A 25,472-nucleotide genomic window follows, 5' to 3' on the forward strand; every position below is an offset into this window, starting at 1 on the left:
CCGGGCGAGGGCGGCAGGGGCCCTGGCCGTGGGCCGTTCGGGTCGTACGGCGGCTGCCCGCCCGGATTCCAGGTGCTCATCCTCGTGTCTCCCCCGATGCGTGACCAATGGAACGAGCGCGCCCCGGAGTGTAGTGACCCCGCCGCCGAGGAGCACGCTTCCGGCCACCTCACCATTTCATGCAAGCACGCTTGATTGTTTCCGGCCTCGCTGCCATGCTCCTCAGCACGCCGCACCACCCCGCACACCGAAGTGCCCCGAGGGGAGCGCCCGTGTCCGATCCGACGTCCGTGATCGACGACCTGCGCGAGGAGAGCGAGGAACTCGACCGCCTCGTGGCCGGGTCGCCCCCGCAGCGCTGGTCGCTCGCGACCCCCGCGCCCGGCTGGACGGTGGCCCACCAGATCGCCCACCTCGCCTGGACGGACCGCTCGGCCCTGCTCGCCGTCACGGACGCCGACGGCTTCCACGCGCTGGTCGAGAAGGCCCTCGCCGCACCGGACTCCTTCGTCGACGAGGGCGCAGAGGAGGGCGCCGCGCTCCCGCCCGCCGAACTGCTCGCCCGGTGGCGGGAGGGCCGTACGGCACTTCAGAGGGCGCTGCGGGCGGCCCCGCCCGGGGCGCGCTTCCCCTGGTACGGCCCGCCCATGTCGGCCGCCTCCATGGCGACGGCCCGGCTGATGGAGACCTGGGCCCACGGACAGGACGTGGCCGACGCGCTCGGTGTGGCACACCCGCCCACGGACCGGCTGCGCCATGTGACCTGGCTCGGGGTGCGCACCCGGGACTTCGCCTTCGGCGTGCACGGCCTCACCCCGCCCGCCGACCCCTTCCGCGTCGAACTGCGCGCCCCCTCGGGCGACCTGTGGACGTACGGCCCCGACGACGCCTCGCAGCGGGTCACCGGCCCCGCCCTCGACTTCTGCCTCCTGGTCACCCAGCGCGCCCACCGCGCCGACCTGGCCCTGCGGGCCGAGGGCCCCGACGCCGACCGCTGGCTCGGCATCGCGCAGGCCTTCGCGGGACCGGCCGGCAGCGGACGCCCGCCGAAGGACTCCGCCTCGTGACCCTGCGCATAGGCAACGCCTCCGGCTTCTACGGCGACCGCTTCGAGGCGATGCGCGAGATGCTCACCGGAGGCGAACTCGACGTCCTCACCGGGGACTACCTCGCCGAGCTGACCATGCTCATCCTCGGCCGGGACCGGCTCAAGGACCCGGCGGCCGGCTACGCCCGCACGTTCCTGCGGCAGTTGGAGGACTGCCTCGGACTCGCGCGCGAACGCGGCGTCAGGATCGTCGCCAACGCCGGCGGACTGAACCCGGCCGGACTCGCCGACGCCGTCCGGCGGTTGGCGGACCGGCTGGGCATCCCCGTACGCGTCGCCCAGGTGGCGGGCGACGACCTCACCGCCGCGCATCCCGGCAGCCTCGCCGCCCACGCCTACCTCGGCGGCTTCGGCATCGCCGAGTGCCTGCGGGCGGGCGCCGACATCGTCGTCACCGGGCGGGTGACGGACGCGGCCCTGGTCACCGGGCCCGCCGCCGCCCGGTTCGGATGGACACCGCAGGACCACGACCGGCTCGCGGGCGCGGTGGTGGCGGGACACGTCCTGGAGTGCGGGGCGCAGGCCACCGGCGGCAACTACGCCTTCTTCCGGGACGGCGACGTGCGCCGCCCCGGCTTCCCGCTCGCCGAGCTGCACGAGGACGGCAGCTGCGTCATCACCAAGCACCCCGGCACCGGCGGCTTCGTCGACGTCGGCACGGTGACCGCGCAACTGCTGTACGAGACGGCCGGTGCGCGGTACGCGGGGCCGGACGTCACCGCCCGGCTGGACACCGTACGGCTGCGCCAGGACGGGCCCGACCGGGTGCGGATCGAGGGCGTGCGCGGTGAGGCGCCGCCGCCCACCCTCAAGGTCGGGCTCAGCAGGCCGGGCGGCTTCCGCAACGAGGTCGTCTTCGTGCTCACCGGCCTCGACATCGAGGCCAAGGCCGCCCTGGTGCGGGACCAGCTGGAACCGGCCCTCGGCAAGGTCGCCGACGTGCGCTGGGAACTCGTCCGCACCGATCGGCCCGACGCGGACACCGAGGAGACGGCGAGCGCGTTGCTGCGGCTGGTGGTCAGGGATGCCGACCAGCAGACCGTGGGACGTGCCCTGAGCGGGGCCGCGGTGGAGCTGGCCCTGGCGAGCTACCCCGGCTTCCATGTGTCGGCGCCACCCGGGAAGGGCTCGCCCTATGGGGTCTTCGAGGAGGTGTACGTCCCCCATGGGGCCGTCGACCATGTGGCCGTCCTCCATGACGGACGCCGGATCACCGTGCCGCCCCCACAGGACACCCGGGCCCTCGAACCCGCGCCGGAGCCCACGCCGCCCGAGCCGCTGCCGCCGGGGCCGTGCCGTCGCGCCCCCCTGGGGCTGGTCGCCGGGGCCCGCAGCGGCGACAAGGGCGGCAACGCCAACGTCGGGGTGTGGGCCCGCACGGACGAGGCCTGGCGCTGGCTCGCGCACGAGCTGACCGCCGACCGGTTCCGGGAGCTGATCCCCGAGAGCCGCGAACTGACGGTCGTGCGGCACCTGTTGCCGAACCTGCGCGCCCTCAACTTCGTCGTCGAGGGCATCCTCGGCGCCGGTGTCGCCGCGCAGCACCGCTTCGACCCGCAGGCCAAGGCCCTCGGCGAATGGCTGCGCTCCCGCCACCTGGACCTACCGGAGGCCCTGCTGTGACCGTCCTGTCCTCCGCGCTCGACCCCGGCAGCCCGGACCACCGGGCCCATCGCGAGGCGATGCTCGCCAAGCTCGCCGCACTCGACGCCGAGCACGCCAAGGCCCTCGCGGGCGGCGGCGAGAAGTACGTCGCACGGCACCGGCAGCGCGGCAAGCTCCTCGCCCGCGAGCGCGTCGAACTGCTCCTCGACCCGGACACCCCCTTCCTGGAGCTGTCCCCGCTGGCCGCCTGGGGCAGCGACCACACCGTCGGCGCGTCCCTCGTCACCGGCATCGGTGTCGTCGAGGGCGTCGAGTGCCTGATCACCGCCAACGACCCCACCGTGCGCGGCGGGGCGAGCAACCCCTGGTCGCTGAAGAAGGCTTTGCGCGCCAACGACATCGCCCTCGCCAACCGGCTGCCCGTGATCAGCCTGGTGGAGTCCGGCGGCGCCGACCTGCCCTCCCAGAAGGAGATCTTCATCCCCGGCGGCGCCGTCTTCCGGGACCTCACCCGGCTGTCCGCCGCGGGGATCCCGACCGTCGCGGTCGTCTTCGGCAACTCCACCGCGGGGGGCGCCTACGTCCCCGGCATGTCCGACCACGTGATCATGGTCAAGGAGCGGGCGAAGGTGTTCCTCGGCGGCCCTCCGCTGGTGAAGATGGCGACCGGCGAGATCAGCGACGACGAGTCCCTGGGCGGCGCCGAGATGCACGCGCGCACCTCGGGCCTCGCCGACCACTTCGCCGTCGACGAGCCGGACGCGCTGCGGCAGGCCCGGCGCGTGGTCGCCCGCCTCAACCACCGCAAGGCGTACGAGGATCCGGGCCCCGCCGAGCCGCCGAAGTACGACGCCGAGGAGCTGCTGGGCATCGTCCCGGGCGATCTGTCGAGCCCCTTCGACCCGCGCGAGGTCATCGCCCGGATCGTCGACGCCTCCGACTTCGACGAGTTCAAGCCGCTCTACGGCACCAGCCTGACCACCGGCTGGGCCGCCCTGCACGGCTATCCGGTCGGCATCCTCGCCAACGCCCGGGGGGTGCTGTTCAGCGAGGAGTCGCAGAAGGCCGCCCAGTTCATCCAGCTCGCCAACCAGCGCGACATCCCGCTGCTGTTCCTGCACAACACCACCGGCTACATGGTCGGCAAGGAGTACGAGCAGGGCGGCATCATCAAGCACGGCGCGATGATGATCAACGCCGTCAGCAACTCCAAGGTCCCCCACCTGTCCGTCCTGATGGGCGCCTCCTACGGCGCCGGCCACTACGGCATGTGCGGCAGGGCCTACGACCCCCGCTTCCTCTTCGCGTGGCCCAGCGCCAAGTCGGCCGTCATGGGCCCGCAGCAGCTCGCGGGCGTGCTGTCGATCGTCGCCCGCCAGTCGGCCGCCGCCAAGGGGCAGCCCTACGACGACGAGGCGGACGCCGCGCTGCGCGCCATGGTGGAGCAGCAGATCGAGTCCGAGTCGCTGCCGATGTTCCTGTCCGGGCGGCTGTACGACGACGGCGTCATCGACCCGCGCGACACCCGCACCGTCCTCGGCCTGTGCCTGTCCGCGATCCACACCGCCCCCTACGAGGGCGTGCGCGGCGGCTTCGGCGTCTTCCGGATGTGAGGAACCCTCAGTGATCACTTCCCTGCTGGTCGCCAACCGGGGCGAGATCGCCTGCCGGATCTTCCGCACCTGCCACGACCTGGGCATCCGTACCGTCGCCGTGCGCTCGGACGCCGACGCGAACGCCCTCCACGCGCGCGTGGCCGAGGTGAGCGTACGACTCCCGGGGGAGACGCCCGCCGACACCTACCTGCGCGGCGACCTGATCATCGAGGCCGCCCTCGCCGCCGGCGCGGACGCCGTGCACCCCGGCTACGGCTTCCTCTCCGAGAACGCCGGCTTCGCCCGGGCCGTCGAGGACGCCGGCCTGATCTGGGTGGGACCGCCCCCGTCCGCGATCGAGGCGATGGCGTCCAAGACCCGCGCCAAGCAGCTCATGGGCATCCGGCCGCTCACCGAGGTCACCGAGGCCGACCTGCCGGTCTTGGTGAAGGCGGCGGCCGGCGGCGGGGGCCGCGGCATGCGGGTCGTACGCCGTCTCGCGGACCTGGACGCCGAGTTGGCCGCCGCACGGGCCGAGGCCGCGAGCGCCTTCGGTGACGGTGAGGTCTTCACCGAGCCGTACGTGGAGAACGGCCGCCACGTCGAGGTGCAGATCCTCGCCGACACCCACGGCACGGTCCGGGCCCTGGGCACCCGCGACTGCTCCCTCCAGCGCCGCCATCAGAAGGTGATCGAGGAGGCCCCGGCCCCGGGCCTGTCCGGCGCGCTGGAGGACGAGCTGTGCGCCCTCGCCGTGCGGGCCGCACGGGCCGTGGACTACGTGGGCGCCGGAACGGTCGAGTTCCTGGTCGCCGACGGCAGGGCGCACTTCCTGGAGATGAACACCCGCCTCCAGGTCGAACACCCCGTCACAGAGGCCGTGTTCGGCGTCGACCTGGTCGCGGAGCAGATCCGGATCGCCGAGGGCCGGCCCCTCGCGGCCGAGCCTCCCCGCGCCCGGGGCCACGCCGTGGAGGCCCGCCTGTACGCCGAGGACCCCTCCCTCGACTGGGCCCCGCAGACGGGCACCCTGCACCGCCTCCGCGTCCCCGGCCCGGTCCGCCTGGACACGGGCTACACGGACGGCGACGAGATCGGCGTCCACTACGACCCCATGCTCGCCAAGGTCGTGGCCCACGCCCCCACCCGCGCGGAGGCCGTCCGCGTACTCGCCGCCGCCCTGGAGCGCGCGGTGCTCCACGGCCCCGTCACCAACCGCGACCTCCTGGTCCGCTCCCTGCGCCACCCCGAGTTCACCACGGCCCGCATGGACACCGGCTTCTACGGCCGTCACCTGTCCGGCCTGATCCAGCCGTCCCCCGACCCGCACGCCCCCCTGGCCGCCGCCCTCGCCGATGCCCACGGCCGCTCCCGCTTCGGCGGCTGGCGCAACGTGCCCGCGCAGCCGCAGACCAAGCGGTACCTGATGGAGGGCGAGGAGCACGAGGTCCGCTACCGGCACACCCGGCAGGGCCTGGAGGCGAACGGGGTACGGGTGGTGCACGCCGACTCCGGCCTGGTCGTACTCGAAGCGGACGGGGTGGAGCGGAAGTACGAGGTCACCCGCTACGGCGAGCAGGTCTACGTCAACGCCACCGCCCTGACGGCCCTGTCCCGCTTCCCCGACCCCACCGCCCAGCACGCCCCGGGCTCCCTCCTGGCTCCCATGCCGGGCACGGTCGTCCGGGTCGCCGACGGCCTCACGGCGGGAGCACCGGTGAAGGCGGGCGAGCCCCTCCTCTGGCTGGAGGCGATGAAGATGCAGCACAAGATCACGGCCCCCGTCACGGGAACACTGACCGACCTGCGCGTCGTACCGGGCCAGCAGGTCGAGCCGGGCTCACTGCTGGCCGTGGTGACGGAAACCTCCTAGGGGCGCGGGGAACTGCGCGATCAGCCACGACGAAGGAGTCACATGGCCATGGTCGAGACCGACGAACACCAGTCCCTGCGCGCAGCCGTCGCCGCACTGGGCAAACGCCACGGCCGGGAAACCGACACCGCCGCACTCTGGTCAGAGGCGGGAAAACTCGGCTACCTGGGCGTCAACCTCCCGGAGGAGTACGGAGGAGGCGGCGGTGGCATCTGCGAACTGTCCATCGTCCTCGAAGAGCTCGGCGCGGCAGGCTGCCCCCTCCTCATGCTGGTCGTCTCACCGGCGATCTGCGGCACCGTGATAGCCCGCTTCGGCACGGACGCCCAGAAACGACAGTGGCTCCCCGGCCTCGCCGACGGCACCCGCCTCATGGCCTTCGGCATCACCGAACCCGACGCCGGTTCCAACTCCCACCGCATCACGACCACGGCCCGACGCGACGGCACGGACTGGCTCCTCACCGGCCGCAAGGTCTTCATCTCCGGCGTCGACATCGCGGACGCCACCCTGATCGTCGGCCGCACCGAGGACGCCCGCACCGGCCGCCTCAAGCCCTGCCTCTTCATCGTCCCGCGGGACACCCCCGGCTTCACCCGCCGCCCGATCGACATGGAACTCCACGCCGCGGAGAAGCAGTTCGAGCTGGTCCTGGACGACGTACGGCTGCCCGCCGACGCCCTCGTCGGCGACGAGGACGCGGGCCTGCTCCAGCTCTTCGCCGGCCTCAACCCCGAGCGCGTCATGACGGCCGCCTTCGCGATCGGCATGGGCCGCCACGCCCTCGCCAAGGCCGTCGAGTACGCCCGCGACCGCACCGTCTGGAACACCCCCATCGGCGCCCACCAGGCCATCGCCCACCCCCTGGCCCAGGCGCACATCGACCTCGAACTCGCGCGCCTGATGATGCAGAAGGCCGCCGCCCTCTACGACGCGGGCAACGACACGGGCGCCGGAGAGGCCGCCAACATGGCCAAGTACGCCGCCGGGGAAGCCTGCGTGAAGGCCGTCGACCAGGCCGTGCACACGCTCGGCGGCAACGGCCTCACCCGCGAGTACGGCCTGGCCCGGCTGATCACGGCCGCGCGCGTGGCTCGTATCGCCCCGGTGAGCCGGGAGATGATTCTCAACTACGTCTCCCACCAGACCCTGGGCCTGCCCAAGTCGTACTGAGGACCCCGAGACGGCCCGCGCCGCGAGGAGGAACCCGCCTTGTTCCGCAGCGAGTACGCAGACGTCCCGCCCGTCGACCTGCCCATCCACGACGCCGTCCTGGCCCGGGCCGCCGACTTCGGCGACACCCCTGCCCTGATCGACGGCACCGACGGCACCACCCTCTCGTACGAGCAGGTGGACCGGTTCCACCGGCGCGTCGCCGCCGCCCTCGCCGAGGCCGGTGTCCGCAAGGGCGACGTCCTCGCCCTGCACAGCCCCAACACCATCGCTTTCCCGACCGCCTTCTACGCGGCCACGCGCGCGGGTGCCACCGTCACCACCGTGCACCCGCTCGCCACGGCCGAGGAGTTCGCCAAGCAGCTGCGGGACTCGGGGGCCCGCTGGATCGTCACCGTGTCACCGCTGCTGGGCACCGCCCGCCGGGCCGCCGAACTCGCGGGCGGGGTACGCGAGGTCTTCGTGTGCGACGGCGCGAGCGGCCACCGCTCCCTGATCGACATGCTGGCCTGCACCGCCCCCGAGCCCCGGGTCGCCATCGACCCCGCCGAGGACGTCGCCGCCCTGCCCTACTCCTCCGGGACCACCGGCACCCCCAAGGGCGTGATGCTCACCCACCGGCAGATCGCCACCAACCTCGCCCAGCTGCACCCGGCGATCCCCGCCGGCCCGGGCGAGCGCGTCCTGGCCGTCCTGCCCTTCTTCCACATCTACGGCCTCACCGCCCTGATGAACGCGCCCCTGCGGCAGGGCGCCACCGTCGTCGTCCTGCCCCGCTTCGACCTGGAGCAGTTCCTCGCGGCCGTCCAGAACCACCGCATCACCGCCCTGTACGTAGCCCCGCCGATCGTCCTGGCCCTCGCCAAGCACCCGGCCGTCGCCCAGTACGACCTGTCGTCCCTGCGGTACATCATCAGCGCCGCCGCACCCCTGGACGCCCGTCTCGCCGCCGCCTGCTCCCGGCGCCTCGGCCTGCCGCCCGTCGGCCAGGCCTACGGCATGACGGAACTGTCGCCCGGCACCCACGTCGTCCCCCTGGACGCCATGGGCGACGCCCCGCCCGGAACCGTCGGCAAGCTCATCGCCGGCACCGAGATGCGCATCGTCTCCCTCGACGACCCCGGCAGGGACCTCCCCGTCGGCGAATCCGGCGAGATCCTCATCCGCGGCCCCCAGATCATGAAGGGCTACTTGGGCCGTCCCGACGCCACCACGGCCATGATCGACCCCGACGGCTGGCTGCACACCGGCGACGTCGGACACGTGGACGGTGGGGGCTGGCTGTTCGTCGTCGACCGCGTCAAGGAACTCATCAAGTACAAGGGCTTCCAGGTGGCACCCGCCGAACTGGAGGCCCTGCTCCTCACCCACCCGGGCATCGCCGACGCCGCCGTCGTCGGCAGGTACGACGACGACGGCAACGAGGCCCCGCACGCCTACGTGGTCCGCCAGCCGTCCGCAGCCGACCTCACCGAGGCGGAGATCATGATGTTCGTCGCCGAACGCGTGGCCCCCTACAAGCGGATACGCCACGTCACCTTCATCGTCGGCGTCCCCCGCGCGGCCTCCGGCAAGATCCTCCGGCGACAGCTCAGGGAGAGCACATGACACTCGTCGCCCGCACCCGCGACCGCGCCGTGGACACCCTGTCCCTCGACTCGCCGCACAACCGCAACGCCCTGTCGGCGGCCCTCGTCGGCGAACTGGCCGGCGCGCTCACCGACGCCGGCGAGGACCCCGGCGTCCGCGCGATCGTCCTCACCCACATCGGCAACACCTTCAGCGCGGGCGCCGACCTCAAGGACCCCCCACCGCCCGAGGCACTGGTCGCCCTGCTGCGGCAGATCATCGAGCTGCCCAAACCGGTCGTCGCCCGGGTCACCGGCCACGTCCGCGCGGGCGGCCTCGGCCTCCTGGCCGCCTGTGACATCGCCGCCGCCTCCACGGACGCCACCTTCGCCTTCACCGAGGTCCGCATCGGAGTCGCCCCCGCGGTCATCTCCCTGCCGCTGCTGCCCCGCGCGAACCCCCGCGCCCTCGCCCGCTACTACCTCACCGGCGAACGCTTCGACGCGGCGCGAGCGCGGGCGACGGGCCTGCTCACGACCTGCGCGGACGACGTCGACACGGCCCTCGGGCCCATCCTCGAAGGCCTGCGCCGCTCCGCCCCCGACGCCTTGGCCGAGACGAAACGGCTGCTCACGGCTAGGGTGCTGGAAGCCTTCGACCGGGACGCCGCCGACCTGACCGCGCTCTCGGCCCGGCTGTTCTCCTCGCCGCAGGCCCGCGAGGGGATGACGGCCTTCCTCGAACGACGGGATCCGGCATGGGTGGTGTGAGCACGGCCGACCGTGCGGAGAGAGTCCCCAAGCAGGACCGCAGCCGGGCGACCCGGCAGCGGCTCCTGGAGGCCGCCGTGTCCTGCCTCGCCGAACACGGCTGGGCAGGATCGACCGTCTCCGTCGTCGCCGAACGCGCCGGTGTCTCCCGGGGCGCCGCCCAGCACCACTTCCCGACCCGTGAGGACCTCTTCACGGCGGCCGTCGAGTACGTCGCCGAGGAACGCTCCACGGCCCTGCGCGCCCTGTTCCCCGACGGCGCGGCCGGAGACCGCCACGCCGTCGTCGCCGCCCTGGTCGACCTCTATACCGGGCCGCTGTTCCGCGCGGCCCTCCACCTCTGGGTCGCCGCGTCCAACGAGGAGCAGCTGCGGCCCCGCGTCACCGAACTCGAATCGCGCGTCGGCCGCGAGACCCACCGGATAGCCGTCGACCTCCTGGCCGCCGACGAGTCCCTCCCGGGCGTCCGCGAAACGGTCCAGGGCCTGCTCGACATGGCCCGCGGCCTGGGCCTGGCCAACCTCCTCACCGACGACGCGGCCCGCCGGGAACGGGTGGTGGCCCAGTGGGCGGGGCTGCTGGAGGAGACGCTGGGCTGAGGGCGGTGTCAGTGGCCGGGGCTAGGGTCCCGGCATGGGTGATCACTTCCAGACGATCGTCGACCTCGACGCGAACGCGGCGGATGCGGAACCGCTCGCGCGACGGGTCGTGGAGTGGCTCGTGGCCGAGGGCATCGTCCTCGCCGAGCGCACGGACTGTGTCCTGAGCCCGTCCCTGGGACACCCGCCGGGCCCGCGCTGGGGCCGCGCGGTCGGGAGGACCTCCGCGGACGACGAGCTGTGGGACGGCCTCGCCGTGCATACCGGGCGCACCGTCTTCCACGGCTGCCCAGGAGGCCTGGAGTCAGCCGTCTGCCCGCGCTGCTCGACCACGACCCGCCTGGTCGACGACGCGTGGGCGATGATCGACGAGGTCTGGTCGCCCTTCGCCGACGCCATCGGCACCTGGTCCGCCACCGGTACGGCCGAGGTCCGCTGCCCGGCCTGCGCGCGCCGGGTTCCCCTGCGCGACTGGGCCTGGAGCGACGACCACTTCGCCTTCGCCCACCTCGGGTTCCGGTTCTGGAACTGGCCCGAGCTCACCCTTGAGTTCCGCAGCCGCGTGGCCGGGCTGCTCGACGGACACCGCACGGCGTACCTCCGGGGAAAGATCTGAGGCCCGGGCCCGTCACGGACTGAGCCGCTCCACCCGCCAGCTCCCGTCCGGCTGCTCCACGTACCGCAACCGGTCGTGCAGCCGGTTCTCCCGGCCCTGCCAGAACTCCACCGTCTGCGGGGCCACCCGGAAACCGCCCCAGTGCGGGGGCACCGGCACCTGCTCGCCCTCCGGATAGCGGGCCGCCAGCTCCGCGTACGCGGCGTCGATGTCGGCCCGGGTGGAGATCACCGAGGACTGGGCGCTGGCCCACGCGCCCAGCTGCGAGCCGTGCGGGCGGGTGCGGAAGTACGCCGCCGTCTCGTCGCGGCCGGTGCGCCGGGCGATCCCGCTCACGATGACCTGCCGGGCCATGGGATGCCAGGGGAACAGCAGCGAGACGAAAGGGTTCTCCGCCAGGTCACGGGCCTTGCGGGACCCGTAGTTCGTGTAGAAGACGAAGCCCTGCTCGTCGAAGTGCTTCAGCAGCACCGTGCGGGCACTCGTCCGCCCCTCGGCGTCGGCCGTCGAGACGATCATGGCGTTCGGCTCGAACAGCCCGCCGTCGGTCGCGGCCTGCTTGAACCAGCGCGCGAACTGCTCGACGGGGCTCGCCGCCAGCTCGGTCTCGGAGAGCCCCTCCGCCCGGTACTGCTTGCGCATCGAGGCCAGATCGAAGGGGACGTCGTCGCGGTGGGTCACCCGGTCATCTTGCCGTACGGACGGTGTCCTTCGTCACTGCATGGCACTGAGTGCCGTGAACCCTCCCCAAAGCTGGCACTCGGGGATATCGTTTCCGTGCCGTTCCGGTTGGGTGACCGCCGACCGCACGGGGCATCACAGGGGGAGACCGGCCGGGACCGCGAGTCGCGCAGACGACCGTGGATCCACCGGACGGCCGCCCGCTTCGCCAGCTGACTGACACATGGTTCGCACGACCCACCCCACCACACCATCTGTCACTTACATCACGAGGAGCCGCCTGATGTCCGACTTCGTACCCGGGCTCGAGGGAGTCATCGCGTTCGAGACGGAGATCGCCGAACCGGATAAGGAGGGCGGCGCGCTCCGGTACCGAGGCGTCAACATCGAGGACCTCGTCGGCCACGTCTCGTTCGGCAACGTCTGGGGCCTGCTCGTCGACGGCGCCTTCAACCCCGGTCTGCCGCCCGCCGAGCCGTTCCCCATCCCCGTGCACTCCGGCGACATCCGCGTGGACGTCCAGTCCGCCCTGGCCATGCTGGCGCCCGTCTGGGGCCTCAAACCCCTCCTGGACATCGACGTCGAGGAGGCCCGCGAGGACCTGGCCCGCGCGGCCGTCATGGCACTGTCGTACGTCGCCCAGTCGGCGCGCGGGCAGGGCCTGCCGATGGTTCCGCAGCGCGAGATCGACAAGGCCCAGTCCGTCGTCGAGCGGTTCATGATCCGCTGGCGCGGCGAGCCGGACCCCAAGCACGTGGCCGCGGTGGACGCCTACTGGACGAGCGCCGCCGAGCACGGCATGAACGCGTCCACCTTCACCGCCCGGGTCATCGCCTCGACCGGCGCGGACGTGGCGGCGGCGCTGTCCGGCGCCGTGGGCGCGATGTCCGGCCCGCTGCACGGCGGCGCCCCCTCCCGGGTCCTCGGCATGATCGAGGAGATCGAGCGCACGGGCGACGCGGAGGCCTACGTCAAGAACGCGCTCGACAAGGGCGAACGCCTCATGGGCTTCGGTCACCGCGTCTACCGCGCCGAGGACCCCCGCGCGAGGGTCCTGCGCCGCACCGCCCGCGAGCTGGGCGCCCCCCGCTTCGAGGTCGCCGAGGCTCTGGAGAAGGCGGCCCTCGCGGAACTCCACGCCCGCCGCCCCGACCGCGTCCTGGCCACCAACGTCGAGTTCTGGGCGGCGATCGTCCTGGACTTCGCCGAGGTCCCGGCGCACATGTTCACGTCCATGTTCACGTGCGCCCGCACGGCCGGCTGGTCCGCCCACATCCTGGAGCAGAAGCGCACCGGCCGCCTGGTGCGCCCCTCGGCCCGCTACGTGGGCCCGGGCACCCGCAACCCCCAGGAGATCGAGGGCTACGAGGACATCGCCCACTGACCGACCACCCGACGGCCTCACCCACCCCCGGGTGAGGCCGTCCGCCCGCCTCACCCCGCGAGCCGGTCCAGCTCCTCGCCGATGACCTCCCGCAGCCGGTCGTGCCGGGACCCGAGCGCGTACCGCTCCTCGCCCCACCGCTCCCGCGGATACAGCCACACGGGCAGCCGCACCAGCTCCTCGGGCTCCCAGTCGTACCGCGGCCACACATGCGCGTGCAGAAACCCGTCGGCGTTCCCGAGGATCTCCAGATTCACCCGCCGGAACCCCGACTCCACCCGCCGGCAGGCCCGCTCCACGGCCTCCCCCAGCCGGTCCATGCCGTCCAGGAACGCCAGCCGCCTGCTCCGCGGCAGCTCGGACAGCCGCCGCACCCCGGGGTCATCGGCCAGCAACACCGAGTAGCCCGGCAGGAACTGCACATCACCGATCACCGCGAACCCGGCCTCCAGCCTCCGCAGCACGGTCGGGTTCTCACCCCGCAGGGCGCTGCCGATCCGGTCGTCGCGCCACGTACCCACTACCGCCACCCCCGGAAAGCACGGGAAAACGCAGACGACCCGCGAGTCTGGTTCCTCCTGGGGAGGAGCCGGCCGGACGTACCGGCGACTCGCGGGTCGGGTGACTGCCTGAGATTGGGCCGGCTGCGCGCCTGGTACACGCGCTGGTCCGGCACCGCACTGAGTGTGGTGACGAGCCCTAGCCCGCAGCCACCTCACGCGTCCGGTTCTCATACATCTGCCGAACCACCTCCCTTCTCGTGTACCTGGAACCCTAGGAAACGGTCCGGCCCCGCATCAACTGTTTTTATCGGGTTCGATCCGCCCCGTGGGACCGTCCCGTGGCGTTGACGTGGGGATTGCCGCCGTACAACGATTCCTTCAATGTTCTGGGAACTCGGTGTGCGCTGGGTCACGTTCCAGTTGAATGATGACAAGGAGCGCCGGCGTGCCGGACGTACGGACGCAGCCTGCAGGGGGTCCAGGTGAGTGCTTCCCGGCGTAGTGGGACCACCGACGAGCTGGGGCCGGACGAGCCCGAGCACGGCTCGGACGGTTCGGATCTGCTGGCCGCGCTGCTGGACGGGATGGACGCGGCGCTGTGCGCGTTCGACGCCGACGGGGTCGTCACGCACTGGAACCGTGAGGCCGAGCGGATCCTCGGCTGGAGCGCGGACGAGGCCGTGGGGCGGCGCGGACTGGCCGGATGGGCCGTGCGCAGCGCGGACGCCGAGGAGGTCGAGGGGCGGCTGCTGTCGGTGATGCACGCGCCGGGGCGGCAGGTGCACGAGTTCGCCCTGCTGACCAAGGACGGCGGGCGGGTGCTCGTGCGGACGCAGTCGGCGGCGGTGCGCGGCCCGGACGGGAAGCCGGCGGGGGTCTACTGCGCGTTCAGCGAGGTGCACGCGCAGATCGACCTGGAGCGGTCGATCGCCCTGAGCGAGGCCCTGTTCGAGGACGCCAGCTGGGGTGTCGTGCTGGTGGACGTGGACCTGCGCCCTGCCGTGGTGAACGCGCACGCGGCCCGCGCGCTGGGCACCGGGCGCACGTCGGTGCTGGGGCGCCCGCTCGGGGAGTTGCTGTCGCAGGGCGTGGAAGAGCTGGAGAGCGCGCTCCAGCACGTGCTGGCGGAAGGCGCGCCGCCCGCGCCCGCCGAGGTGTGGGTGACGGTGCGCGCGTCGGAGGGCGAGAAGCGGCGATGCTGGCGCAGCGGCTTCCTGCGGCTGGCCTCGCCGCTCGCGGAGGAGCCCGTTCCGCTGGGGGTGGGCTGGCTGTTCCAGGACGTCACGGAGGCCAAGCAGGCCGAGCAGGAGGCGTCCTTGCTGCGGTTCCGCATGCAGCAGCTGCACCGGGCGTCGCGGGCCGCCGCCGAGTGCGAGGACCCGGGGGAGGCGGCGACGGTCCACCTGGACTTCGCCCTGGCCGGTTTCGCCGACCACGCGCTGATCGACCGGGTGGCCGGGGGCGCGCTCACCGACGCGGAGACCGAGGGGCCGGTGCGGCTGGTCCGGATCGCCGCCACACCCTCCGGGGCGCCGGGCCCGAGCAGGCTGGCGGGCCGCGCGGGCCTGCCCGTCCGGTACGCCGAGGGCCACCCGGCCCTCCAGTGCGTCGAGCGCGCGGGAGCCCTGCGCGCCGGCGCGGGCGCGGTCTCACCGGAGGCGGCCCGCGAGTGGGCCCTGGCCCGCCAGTGGCCCCCGGACGCGGTCCACGCCCTGTGCGCGGTGCTGCGCAGCCGGGGCCGGACCCTGGGCGTCGTGACGTTCCTGCGGGGCGCGGGCCGCAGCGCCTTCGAACGCTCCGACGCGATGTACGCGGAGGACGTGGCGGTACGGATCGCGGCGTCCCTGGACCTGGCCGGGTTGTCGCAAGGGGAGTGAGCGGCGCTCGCGCCCGGTCTGCTCAGTGCCGGTAGAAGATCCGGTCGCGGTACTGCTCCATCACCCGGGTGTTCCAGTCGTGGCCGCCGTCGACGTTCCCCGAGCGCAGCAGGGGCGGTTCGATGCCGCGGTCGGCGAGGGTGGTGGCCGCGGTCGCCATGACGGCCTGGAGGAGCGCCGAGGTGACGACCGTGGAGGCGGGGGCGAAGGGGGCCGGGATGCCGTCGTGGGTGAGTTCCGCGTCGCCGACCGCGATCTTCGAGTCGAGGACGAGGTCGCAGTGGTCCTTGAGGTACGTGCCGGAGGAGTGCCGGGACTTCGTCTGTGAGGCGTAGGCCACCGAGGTCACACCGATGACCTTGACGCCCAGGGAGCGCGCGCTCATGGCCATCTCCACGGGCAGGGCGTTGCGCCCCGACAGGGAGATGATCAGCAGGGCGTCGCCCTCGCGGAGCGGGGAACTGTCGAGGACGGCGCTCGCGAGGCCGTCGACGCGCTCCAGGGCGGAGCCGAGCGGCGCGGGCATGACGTCGACGCCGACGACCCCCGGCACGGCGAGCAGATTCATCAGCGCGAGGCCGCCGGCGCGGTAGACGAGGTCCTGCGCGGCGAGGGAGGAGTGCCCGGCGCCGAAGGCGAAGAGCCGGCCACCTCCCGCGACGGTGTCCGCGAGGAGCGTCCCGGCCGCTGCGATGGCTTCGGCCTCCTCGTCGCGGACCCGCTCCAGCAGGCCGATCGCGGCGTCCAGGAACTGTCCGGCCGGCGCGCGGTCGCTCATACGGGGTCCCTTCGGCGGGCTCGGCGGCTTGTGTCGCGCCTCACCGTGCGGTCTGGACCAGCGCGGTGTCAATACGGCCGTGCGGGTCGCGCGCCGAGCGCCCGGGGGACGCCCGAAAGGGAACTCCGTACCCTTGCGCACGGCCGTGTAATCCCCGGCTTTCCCTCCGGCGGCACGGTTGTCGGTGGTATCCGGCAGAATTGGTTGCAGGGCCAGCGCACACGCCGGTGAGCCGTCCAGCCTCCGGCAGATCTCATTCGAGGGGCACGTATGTCCGGACTGATCGACACCACGGAGATGTATCTCCGCACCATCCTCGAGCTGGAGGAAGAGGGTGTGGTCCCCATGCGCGCCCGTATCGCCGAGCGGCTGGACCAGAGCGGTCCCACCGTGAGCCAGACCGTGGCGCGGATGGAGCGCGACGGCCTGGTGTCCGTGGCGAGCGACCGGCACCTGGAGCTCACGGACGAGGGACGCCGGCTGGCCACGCGGGTCATGCGCAAGCACCGCCTCGCCGAGTGTCTGCTCGTGGACGTGATCGGTCTGGAGTGGGAGCAGGTGCACGCCGAGGCGTGCCGCTGGGAGCACGTGATGAGCGAGGCCGTGGAGCGCCGCGTCCTCGAGCTGCTGCGGCACCCCACGGAGTCGCCGTACGGCAACCCGATCCCGGGTCTGGAGGAGCTCGGCGAGAAGGACGGCGCCGACCCGTTCCTGGACGAGGGCATGGTGTCGCTGGCCAGCCTCGCCCCGGGCGCCGAGGGCAAGACCGTGGTGGTGCGCCGGATCGGCGAGCCGATCCAGACGGACGCCCAGCTGATGTACACGCTGCGGCGGGCGGGCGTGCAGCCCGGCTCGGTGGTGAGTGTGACCGAGTCGGCGGGCGGGGTGCTGGTGGGCAGCGGCGGCGAGGCGGCCGAGCTTCAGTCGGACGTCGCCTCCCACGTGTTCGTCGCCAAGCCCTGAGCCGCCCGGCGCCGGTGAGGGCGTGCCCGGGCATCGTCAACGGCCGGGGCGGGCGGGGCCCTTGCGGGTTGGCGTGATCCGGACCGCATCCGTGATCCACTGCGTCGAATCGCAGCGCTCGTGGACTTCCCGTGCGACGCTGTCGCGTGAGGCATATGACCTGAGGGGCTCTGGGCCGCGGCTCGACAGCGATGTCACCCGGCCGGGGAGGGGGCTGGAGGATGTGCCGTGACGTCGGGGATGGCCCCGGCGCCCTGTGGCGCCGGGGCCTGTCCTCCCCTGTGCTGACCCGGAGCCCCGAGCTCTCAGGGTCATTCCCTCCGGACCGGTTTCCCCGAGCGGTCCGTCCCCCGCTGAAGATCTCCCCCCGGCAGCGCCGGTCAATCCCCGGGGATGGTCACTCGAACGAGGGGTGTTGCCCGCGAGAACCCCATCCTCGAATGCGCATTCGATAGTCTGCGGGCGGCGCACGGCACGGTGCACCGCGCACGGCACACGTCCTCGGACAGGTACGACGGCTAGCAGGGCAGAAGGAACAGCAGGGCAGAAGAACAGCAGGCGGAACACGGTTCACAGGACCGGCCGGCTCGCAGGGGAGTCACGGTCCGCGCGAAGCTTGGGGGGTGCCAGGGCATGGCGCGACGCATCGACGTGACCGGGACGGGCGGCGTACGCCTGGCGGCCTGGGAGTTCGGCGACCCGCCCAAGACCGATCCGGCGCGGGACGGGCAGGGCGCGCCCGACGGGCACACCGCGCCCGGCGTGCTGTTACTGCACGGCCTCATGGGCCGCGCCTCGCACTGGGCGTCCACCGCCCGCTGGCTCTCCGCGCGCTACCGCGCGATCGCCCTCGACCAGCGCGGCCACGGCCGCAGCGACAAACCGCCGCAGGGCGCCTTCACCCGGGACGCCTACGTCGACGACGCCGAGGCCGCCCTGGAGCAGCTCGGCCTCGCCCCGGTCGTCCTCATCGGCCACGCCATGGGCGCGCTGACCGCCTGGCAGCTCGCCGCCAAGCGCCCCGACCTGGTCCGCGGCCTGATCATCTGCGACATGCGGGCCTCCGCGCTCGGCGGTGCCTCCCAGCGCGAGTGGGGCCAGTGGTTCGAGTCCTGGCCGCTGCCCTTCGCCACCCTCGCCGACGTCCGCAAGTTCTTCGGCGAGGACGACCCCTGGGTGGAGCGGCCCAATCCGGCCAGGGGCGAGTTCTACGCCGAGGTGATGGCCGAGTCCCCGGACGGCTGGCGCCCGGTCTTCGAGCCGGAGCAGATGCTCCGCTCCCGTGAGACGTGGGTGTACGACGCGCACTGGGAGGAGCTGGCCCAGGTCCGCTGCCCCACCCTGGTCGTGCGCGGCCTGGACGGCGAGCTGGGCCGCGCCGAGGCCCAGGAGATGGTCCGCGTCCTGCCCCGCGGCCAGTACGCGGAGGTCGCCGACGCCGGCCATCTGGTGCACTACGACCAGCCGGATGCCTGGCGCGCCGCCATCGAGCCGTTCCTGGACGCGCTCGGCGACCACTGACGCCCGCCTGCCGGGGGCGTCACCCCTTGCTGACCGCGGCCAGGATCTCCGGCAGCCGCCGGGCCGTGCGCGGCGCGGCCAGCCTCAGCCCCGCCGCCGTGAGCGCCGCCCCGTACGCGGTGCCCACCGGCAGCAGCAGCCAGGCCCAGTCGTCGCCGCCGGCGCTCACGTTCAGCCAGATCGTGAGCGCGATGACGGGCGCGCACAGCAGCGCGGCGGCCATCATCCCGCCGAAGATGGAGATCCAGGCGAGCCCCACCTGCCCGGGGGCGACGTTCTTGTAGCCCTCCTGGGGGATGGAGTAGGGGAAGCGGGCGGACGTCCACGCCCCGGTCGCGAGCATCGCGCCGAGCAGCGCGAAGGACAGCCCGAGCGCCTCGGGCAGCCGCCGCCAGTCGCCGAGCATGGCCGTCGTCAGGACCGTCACGAGCGTGGCGTACGGCAGGGTGATCAGCAGCAGGGCGTACGCCCGGGCGCGCAGCTCGGCGTAGGCGTCGCGCGTCGAGGAGATCGTCAGCGCGACCATCCAGAACGCCGAGGTGTCCTGCCCGAACTGGTTGTACATCTGGATGCCGAGCATCCCGGCGGCGAAGCAGGCGAAGTACACCGACCCGGTGCCCTGCCAGGCGTTGAACACCGGCACGATCAGCCCGATGGCCAGCGATGTCACCCAGGCGGCCTTGGTCTTCGGGTCACGCCACACGTACCGCAGGCTGCGCTCCATGACCGTGCCCGTGCGGCTGGGGGTACCTCCCGGGCTTTCGCCACTGAGGGAGGGCAGCAGCCGCGTGAGCCCGGTCGACGAGCGCTCCTTCGCGGCCGACTCGGCGCTCGCCAGGGTGGAGCCGTCGGGCGAGGTCATCAGCCGCGTCAGATGCCGCGACCAGAGGGCGAGCAGCGCCACCAGCGCACCGGCGGTCAGCGCCAGTTGGACCGCGGCGCGTCCGTACGAGCCCTCGCTCACCGCGTGCACGGCCCCGATCGCCGTCGCGGGCGGCAGCCACTGGAGCACGTCGGCGGCCGGGTCGAGTTCGCCCAGGCCCGACGTCCCGAGCCGCTGTGCGCCGAAGTTGACGATCTGCGCCCCGACGGCGATGACCAGCCCGCTGAGCACCGCGAGGTCGCGCCCCTTGCGGCTGGTCAGCAGCCGCACGTTGGCGGCGGCGACGGCCCGCGCGAGGGCCACGCACACCAGCAGCGCCAGCCCGACGGCGACGACGCCTACGGCGAACGCCGCCCCGCCCCGCGCCACCGCGACCACGGATCCGACCAGCAGGCACAGGGTGAACAGCGGCCCGATGCCCACCAGCGAGGCCGTGAGCAGGGCCCGTACCAGCGGCCGGGGCCGCAGCGGCAGCATCACCAGCCGGGTCGGGTCGAGGGTCTCGTCGCCGCTGGGGAAGAACAGCGGCATCACCGCCCAGCCGAGCCCCAGCACCGCCACCGCCAGCACGACCACCGACTCGGCGTGCGCGTGCCCGCGCAGCGCGATCAGGCCGATCAGCTGGAGCGCGGCGAACAGCAGGGCGCAGACGGCCGAGGCGATGTAGGCCGCCTTCCGGCCGCCGGACTGCCGCAGCCCGTTGCGCAGCAGCGACAGCTTCAGCCGGACGAAGACGGGGGTGATCGCGGGGGTGCTCACCGCGACCCACCGCCCAGCCAGTCCAGGTCGGATCCGGCGTCCCGGCTCTCGGCGCCGACGAGTTCGAGGAACGCCCGTTGCAGCGAGGGCGCGTCCCCGCGCACCTCTTCGAGGGTGCCGGTGGCGCGGATCCGCCCGGCGGCCATCACCGCGACCCAGTCGCACAGCGACTCGACGAGCTCCATGACGTGGGAAGAGAACACGACGGTGGCGCCGGAGGCGGTGTACCGCTCCAGGACGCCCCGGATGGTCTGCGCGGAGACGGGGTCGACACCCTCGAACGGCTCGTCCAGGAACAGCACTTCGGGATTGTGGAGGAGAGCGCTGGCGAGCCCGATCTTCTTGCGCATGCCGGTCGAGTAGTCGACGACCAGCTTGTGCTGGGACCCGGCGAGATCGAGGACGTCGAGGAGCTGGGTGGCCCGCTTGTCGACCTCGGCACCGGGCAGCCCGCGCAACCGCCCGCTGTACGCCAGCAGTTCCCGCCCCGAGAGCCGCTCGAACAGCCGCAGCCCCTCCGGCAGCACGCCGATCCGCGCCTTCACCTCGACGGGGTCCCGCCACACGTCGTGCCCGACCACCTCCACGGTCCCGTGGTCGGGCCTGAGCAGCCCGGTCACCATCGACAAGGTGGTCGTCTTCCCGGCCCCGTTCGGCCCGACGAGCCCGATGAACTTGCCCGCGGGCAGCTCCAGATCGATCCCGGCGACAGCGACCTGCTGCCCGAACCGCTTCCAGAGCCCCTGCACACGCACAGCGCTGGCTCCCACCGCGCCTCCCTCCGTCACGGAGAACCCTACGGCGGGGCAACGCCCTTCTTTCAGGGGCGCGGGGAACTGCGCGATCAACCACGACGCCGCGGCCGCAGACGGACACGGACCAGGCAGGACAGAAGGCGCCCTCAGCGATCCCTGCCGCACGCATAGGCCAACGGCGAGATCAACTCCTCCGCGTCCGGCAGCCACCGATTGGCCGGAGTCGGCCGGCAGGCCCACTGCACGGCCCCCCGCGACCCGAACCGCGTGGGCGGCGCGGCCACATACGCACCCTCACCCAGCACGGTCAGATCCAGCGACGACACCGACCACCCCAGCTTCCGCACCAGATCGGGGACCTTCGCCCCGGCCCCCGGCAGCACGAAGAACTCCATCCGCCGGTCCGGGGTGAGCGTCACCGGCCCGAGCGTCAGCTCCATCCGCTCCATCCGCGCCAGCGCGAGGAACCCGGCCGTCTCCGCCACGGAGATCGCGTCGAACGTACGCCCCGTCGGCAGCAGGATCGACGCGGTCGGCTGCTTCTGCCACATCCGCCGCGCGACCGTCGCGCTGCCCGTCGCCTGCGTCGCCCAGTCCGGACGCGCCGGGTGCGACCCGGGCGCCGGGCACGCCGCGTCACCGCAGGAACAGCGCTGACTGCCGTCGACGGCTTCCAGCCAGGTGCCGGGGAACACGTCCCAGTGGCGCTCCTCGGCGTAGCGAACAGCGGTCTCCAGCAGCGATTCCCCGCGCTGCTTCGGGATCTGAGCGGCTTCCGTGCCGGCGATCGTCTCTTCCACGATGAACACAACTCTGGTCGTCACCAGGGGTTACGCCCGCCCGCGTGCGCGGGGGAGAGCATCGCCCCTGTTCCCGGGGCGCATGGGTGCATGTGCGGGGGCGCGCGGGAGGAACCGTCGTCGGAGCTGGGTAACCACGAGGGGGGCCGGCGGCAGCCGGTACCCCGGCATTCCTCACATGCCTCGCATTTTCACCTGGTCGGCGGGGCATTGATCTTCACGGCCGGATCCTTTCGCTGGGACGTGGGAGGCCCGGCCGCGGAAGACACGTCAACTCGGTGCGTGGGCAGGCACCGCAGCCACAGGGGGTACGCCATGGCCGCAAGGCCGCTCGTCGCCAGGCAGCCGAACGAACGGCTCCAGGCGCTCATCCAGGAAGCCGGATGCTCCAACGCCGGCCTGGCCCGCCGGGTCAACATGTGCGGTGCCGAACACGGCCTCGACCTGCGCTACGACAAGACGTCGGTGGCGCGCTGGCTGCGCGGGCAGCAGCCACGCGGGCGGGCCCCGGCGATCATCGCCGAGGCCCTGGGCCGCAAGCTCGGCCGTACGGTCACGATCGACGAGATCGGCATGGCCAACGGCAAGAACCTCGCCTCGGGCGTGGGCCTGCAGTTCTCGCCGACGGTCCTGGGGGCCATCGAGCAGGTCTGCGAGCTGTGGCGCAGCGACGTGGGGCGGCGGGACTTCCTGTCCGGCTCCTCCGTCGCCGCGTCCGCGCTGGTCGAGCCCAGCCGCGACTGGCTGATCTCCGCGCCCGACGCGCAGGTGTCGCGCTCGGCGGGACCGCGGGTGGGGCAGTCCGACGTCCAGGCGGTGCTTGCCATGACGCAGGCGCTGGTGGATCTCGACCACCAGTACGGCAGCGGGCATGTGCGGCCGGTCGTCGTGCACTACCTCAACAGCGTCGTCTCGGGGCTGCTGGCGGGCTCGTACCGGGAGGCCGTCGGGCGGGACCTGTTCGCCGCGGTGGCCCGGCTGACGGAGCTCGCCGGATACATGGCCGTCGACACCGGGCAACCGGGCCTGGCCCAGCGCTACTACATCCAGGCGCTGCGGCTCGCGCAGGCGGCGGGGGACCGCGGCTACGGCGGGTACGTCCTCGCGGCTTCCATGAGCCACCTCGCCGCGCAGCTCGGAAACCCGCGGGAGATCGCGCAGTTGGCGAGGGCGGCGCAGGAGGGGGCGCGGGGGCGCGTGTCCCCGCGTGCGGAGTCCATGTTCCACGCGGCGGAGGCGCGCGGGCACGCCCTCCTGGGCGACGTGCGCGCCGCCCAGACCTCGGCCGGGCGCGCGGTGAGCGCCCTGGAGGCGGCCGACCCGGCCGCCGGGGACGACCCGGTGTGGATCGCGCACTTCGACGAGGCCTATCTCGCCGACGAGTTGGCCCACTGCCACCGGGATCTGGGGCAGGCCGAGGCGGCGGCCCGGTGCGCGCAGGAGTCGCTGGCCGGACATCCCCGGTCGCGGGCGCGCCGCCGGGCCATCGGCTATGTGCTGTTGGCCACGGCGCAGGTGCAGCAGCGAGAGATCGAAGAGGCGTGCGCCACAGGCATGAAGGCCGTGGAACTGCTGGAGGGGCTGCGGTCCAACCGGGGTGCCGAGTACCTGGAGGACTTCCAGCAGCGGCTGGAGCCGTACCGGGACGAGGCGGTGGTCAGGGAGTTCGGAGCACGGCTGGACCTCCAGGCCGCGGCGTGAACACACGGTCCGCGTATGCGTGAACGTACGGCAAACGGCCGCCCGGCCCAGGGGAGGTGACAGGAACGGCGGCCGTGATCCGGCGGTGTCACCGCGCTCACAGGGCAGGAGGCCGGGCCCTGTGCTGCGTGGCACGGGGCTCCGGGGACCCGGTAGCGTGAGCCGACGATTCACAAGGTCCCCCATTAGTAGGAGTCCCGGTGACGCAGAGTGGACAGGGCGAGGAGCCCTCGGCGCGCCCCGCGCGCGAAGGCATCGTGCTGCCCTCGGACGGTGGCGAGCCCCTGCTGCCGGGCATGACGGGCGGACCGGGTGACGCCCCCGGCCACCGGACCGCCCCGCCTCCGACGGGCGGGCCGCAGGCGTCCGCCCCCGCGGAGGGCCAGACCTGGGGCCAGCCGTGGGGCCCCGGACAGCAGCAGACTCCGCCGCCGGACCGAAGCGGGCAGTCCGCGCAGCAGTGGGGCACGCAGGCCCCGCCCGCCTGGGACGCCCAGGCCCCGGGAGCACTCCCTCCGGAGGGCCCCCGGCATCAGAACCCGTACGCCGGTACGGCGGGGAACCCCGACCCGTACGGCGCGGCCCAGCCGTCCGCGACTCCGCCCGGCCACAACCCGTACGGCACCCCCGGCGCCGGAGCCCCGCTGCCCCCGGAGGGCTCGGGCGCACCCGCGTACGGCTACCCGCACGGGAACGGCCCCGGCGGACAGCAGCCGCAGGCGGCCCCGGGCCACGGGTATCCGTACGGGACCGGCCTGCCGCCGGCCGTCGACGCGTACGGCGGGCCGGCCGCGCACTCCCCGGCCTCCGGTGCCTACGGGACCGCCCCCGGCGGCGCGCCCCTGCCCCCGGCCGCCGACGAGGGGGCCACGCAGTACATACCGCCCGTGGCCGCCGACGAAGGGGCGACTCAGTACATACCGCCCGTGGCGCCGGCCGCCGACGAAGGGGCCACCCAGTACATACCCCCCGTCCGGCCTGGGGCGCTGCCGCCCGAGATGCCGTCCGGGGCGGACCCCGAGGCCACACGGTTCCTCGGGACCGGGCCGCTGCCGCCCGCCCCGAACCCGGACGCCGAGGCGACGCAGTACATCGCGCCGGTGCCCGGCGGGGACAAGCAGCCGCCCGCCGAGTTCGACAACCTCTTCCGCGGTGGCGGTCAGGGCGCCGAGGGCCCGGCCGGGGCCACGCAGCAGATGCCCCGCATCGAGCAGCCCCGGCCCCAGCCCGCGTACGGCGCCCCGGAGCCCTCTCACGTCCCGCCCGGCGCAGGGCGCTCGCGCGGTGGCCGTTCCGGCTCGCGCGTGCCCGTCATCGCGGCCGTCGGCATCGGCATCGCCGTCCTCGGCGTCGGCGCGGGCGCGCTGCTCGCCAGTGGCGGAGGCGGCGAGGACGAGGGTGGCGACAACAAGACCGTGGCGGCCTCCGCGCCCGCGACGGACGGCTCCGCCTCACCGTCGGCCGACCCGGCCCGGGCCCAGGCCGTCGAGCTGGACAAGCTGCTGGCCGACAGCGGCAACAGCCGCAGCACCGTGATCAAGGCGGTCGCCGACGTCAAGGGCTGCGACAACCTCTCCCAGGCCGCGAAGGACCTGCGCGACGCGGCCAAGCAGCGCAGCGGGCTGGTCACCCGGCTCTCCGGCATCGAGGTCGACCGGCTGCCCGACCACGTCGCGCTGACCACCGCCCTCACCAAGGCCTGGCAGGCCTCCGCCTCGGCCGACAACCACTACGCGGCCTGGGCCGACCAGACCGCCGGCCGCAAGGGCTGCAAGAAGGGCCAGGCCCGCGTCACCGGCCAGACCCAGGCCGGCAACCGGGCCAGCGGCGTCGCCAGCGCCGAGAAGGCCAAGGCCGCCGGGCTGTGGAACGGGATCGCCAAGAAGTACGGCCTGACCGAGCGTCAGCCGACCCAGCTGTGACGGGGACGGCGCGGGCGGGACATCCACAGCAGGGACG

Annotated in this window: 21 protein-coding genes; 15 read left to right on the forward strand and 6 right to left on the reverse strand. The window is 73.3% G+C overall.

All coding sequences use genetic code 11. The annotated features are described in order from the left end of the window. The first annotated feature begins 272 nt into the window (after positions 1-272). Genes AC0665_RS28770 through AC0665_RS28810 form a run of 9 tightly spaced genes read left to right on the forward strand, consistent with a single transcriptional unit; the run spans position 273 to position 10,908 of the window. Positions 273-1,067 (forward strand): TIGR03084 family metal-binding protein, encoded by a 795-nt coding sequence (locus tag AC0665_RS28770; RefSeq protein ID WP_478706065.1) that lies wholly within the window; start codon positions 273-275, stop codon positions 1,065-1,067. Then, positions 1,064-2,731, forward strand: a complete 1,668-nt coding sequence (locus tag AC0665_RS28775) for an acyclic terpene utilization AtuA family protein (protein ID WP_478607716.1) — start codon at positions 1,064-1,066, stop codon at positions 2,729-2,731. Before AC0665_RS28770 ends, AC0665_RS28775 begins: the two co-directional genes overlap by 4 nt. Then, on the forward strand, positions 2,728-4,326 hold the full coding sequence (locus AC0665_RS28780) for an acyl-CoA carboxylase subunit beta (protein ID WP_478706066.1): 1,599 nt from the start codon (positions 2,728-2,730) through the stop codon (positions 4,324-4,326). Before AC0665_RS28775 ends, AC0665_RS28780 begins: the two co-directional genes overlap by 4 nt. A 10-nt stretch (positions 4,327-4,336) precedes the next feature. Continuing rightward, positions 4,337-6,181 (forward strand): acetyl/propionyl/methylcrotonyl-CoA carboxylase subunit alpha, encoded by a 1,845-nt coding sequence (locus AC0665_RS28785; RefSeq protein WP_478607722.1) that lies wholly within the window; start codon positions 4,337-4,339, stop codon positions 6,179-6,181. 42 nt (positions 6,182-6,223) lie between these two features. Then, complete coding sequence (locus AC0665_RS28790) at positions 6,224-7,354, forward strand: acyl-CoA dehydrogenase family protein (protein WP_478607725.1); 1,131 nt, start codon at positions 6,224-6,226, stop codon at positions 7,352-7,354. Between the two features lie 39 nt (positions 7,355-7,393). Continuing rightward, positions 7,394-8,962 carry a 4-coumarate--CoA ligase family protein gene (locus tag AC0665_RS28795; RefSeq protein WP_478706067.1) on the forward strand — a complete coding sequence of 523 codons (1,569 nt, stop codon included), beginning with the start codon at positions 7,394-7,396 and terminating at the stop codon, positions 8,960-8,962. Next, positions 8,959-9,693, forward strand: a complete 735-nt coding sequence (locus AC0665_RS28800; protein WP_478706068.1) for an enoyl-CoA hydratase family protein — start codon at positions 8,959-8,961, stop codon at positions 9,691-9,693. Before AC0665_RS28795 ends, AC0665_RS28800 begins: the two co-directional genes overlap by 4 nt. Continuing rightward, positions 9,681-10,292 carry a TetR/AcrR family transcriptional regulator gene (locus AC0665_RS28805; protein WP_363119788.1) on the forward strand — a complete coding sequence of 204 codons (612 nt, stop codon included), beginning with the start codon at positions 9,681-9,683 and terminating at the stop codon, positions 10,290-10,292. Before AC0665_RS28800 ends, AC0665_RS28805 begins: the two co-directional genes overlap by 13 nt. A 34-nt stretch (positions 10,293-10,326) precedes the next feature. Beyond that, complete coding sequence (locus AC0665_RS28810; RefSeq protein ID WP_478509560.1) at positions 10,327-10,908, forward strand: hypothetical protein; 582 nt, start codon at positions 10,327-10,329, stop codon at positions 10,906-10,908. Positions 10,909-10,920: 12 nt separating this feature from the next. On the opposite strand, the gene pdxH is transcribed toward AC0665_RS28810, so the two are convergent. Beyond that, positions 10,921-11,589: a pyridoxamine 5'-phosphate oxidase gene (gene pdxH, locus AC0665_RS28815; RefSeq protein ID WP_468411716.1), complete on the reverse strand. Its 669-nt coding sequence runs from the start codon at positions 11,587-11,589 to the stop codon at positions 10,921-10,923. 283 nt (positions 11,590-11,872) lie between these two features. On the opposite strand from pdxH, the gene AC0665_RS28820 reads away from it, so the two are divergent. Continuing rightward, entirely contained in the window at positions 11,873-12,973 is a 1,101-nt protein-coding gene (locus AC0665_RS28820) for a citrate synthase 2 (RefSeq protein WP_478706069.1), read from the forward strand. A 50-nt stretch (positions 12,974-13,023) separates the two neighbouring features. Here the strand turns inward: AC0665_RS28820 and AC0665_RS28825 are convergent, their stop codons facing one another. Continuing rightward, entirely contained in the window at positions 13,024-13,503 is a 480-nt protein-coding gene (locus tag AC0665_RS28825) for a diadenosine tetraphosphate hydrolase (RefSeq protein WP_478607737.1), read from the reverse strand. Positions 13,504-13,958: 455 nt separating this feature from the next. Here AC0665_RS28825 and AC0665_RS28830 point away from each other — a divergent pair, with 455 nt between their 5' ends. Further along, positions 13,959-15,353, forward strand: coding sequence for a PAS domain-containing protein (locus tag AC0665_RS28830; protein WP_468411710.1), 1,395 nt, complete (start codon positions 13,959-13,961; stop codon positions 15,351-15,353). A gap of 22 nt (positions 15,354-15,375) precedes the next feature. Here the strand turns inward: AC0665_RS28830 and AC0665_RS28835 are convergent, their stop codons facing one another. After that, on the reverse strand, positions 15,376-16,131 hold the full coding sequence (locus tag AC0665_RS28835) for an SIS domain-containing protein (protein WP_478607739.1): 756 nt from the start codon (positions 16,129-16,131) through the stop codon (positions 15,376-15,378). Positions 16,132-16,401: 270 nt separating this feature from the next. Here AC0665_RS28835 and AC0665_RS28840 point away from each other — a divergent pair, with 270 nt between their 5' ends. Next, entirely contained in the window at positions 16,402-17,094 is a 693-nt protein-coding gene (locus AC0665_RS28840) for an iron-dependent transcriptional repressor DtxR (protein ID WP_366050025.1), read from the forward strand. Between the two features lie 633 nt (positions 17,095-17,727). After that, a complete protein-coding gene (locus AC0665_RS28845; RefSeq protein ID WP_468636258.1) occupies positions 17,728-18,615 on the forward strand; it encodes an alpha/beta fold hydrolase in 888 nt (295 codons plus the stop codon). A gap of 19 nt (positions 18,616-18,634) precedes the next feature. On the opposite strand, the gene AC0665_RS28850 is transcribed toward AC0665_RS28845, so the two are convergent. The 3 genes from AC0665_RS28850 to AC0665_RS28860 form a co-directional block, all read right to left on the reverse strand. Continuing rightward, positions 18,635-20,257: a transporter gene (locus AC0665_RS28850; protein ID WP_478706070.1), complete on the reverse strand. Its 1,623-nt coding sequence runs from the start codon at positions 20,255-20,257 to the stop codon at positions 18,635-18,637. Beyond that, positions 20,254-21,045: an ABC transporter ATP-binding protein gene (locus AC0665_RS28855; RefSeq protein ID WP_468411702.1), complete on the reverse strand. Its 792-nt coding sequence runs from the start codon at positions 21,043-21,045 to the stop codon at positions 20,254-20,256. Before AC0665_RS28855 ends, AC0665_RS28850 begins: the two co-directional genes overlap by 4 nt. 113 nt (positions 21,046-21,158) lie before the next feature. Continuing rightward, the gene (locus tag AC0665_RS28860) at positions 21,159-21,821 is read right to left on the reverse strand and encodes a bifunctional DNA primase/polymerase (protein WP_363119996.1); all 663 of its coding nucleotides are present in this window, start codon (positions 21,819-21,821) and stop codon (positions 21,159-21,161) included. Positions 21,822-22,127: 306 nt separating this feature from the next. Here AC0665_RS28860 and AC0665_RS28865 point away from each other — a divergent pair, with 306 nt between their 5' ends. After that, the gene (locus AC0665_RS28865) at positions 22,128-23,513 is read left to right on the forward strand and encodes an NsdA family TPR-like regulatory protein (RefSeq protein WP_468636263.1); all 1,386 of its coding nucleotides are present in this window, start codon (positions 22,128-22,130) and stop codon (positions 23,511-23,513) included. Between the two features lie 200 nt (positions 23,514-23,713). Next, on the forward strand, positions 23,714-25,435 hold the full coding sequence (locus AC0665_RS28870; RefSeq protein WP_478706071.1) for a hypothetical protein: 1,722 nt from the start codon (positions 23,714-23,716) through the stop codon (positions 25,433-25,435). Positions 25,436-25,472: the final 37 nt, after the last annotated feature.

Source organism: Streptomyces sp. NPDC043685 (assembly GCF_056436585.1).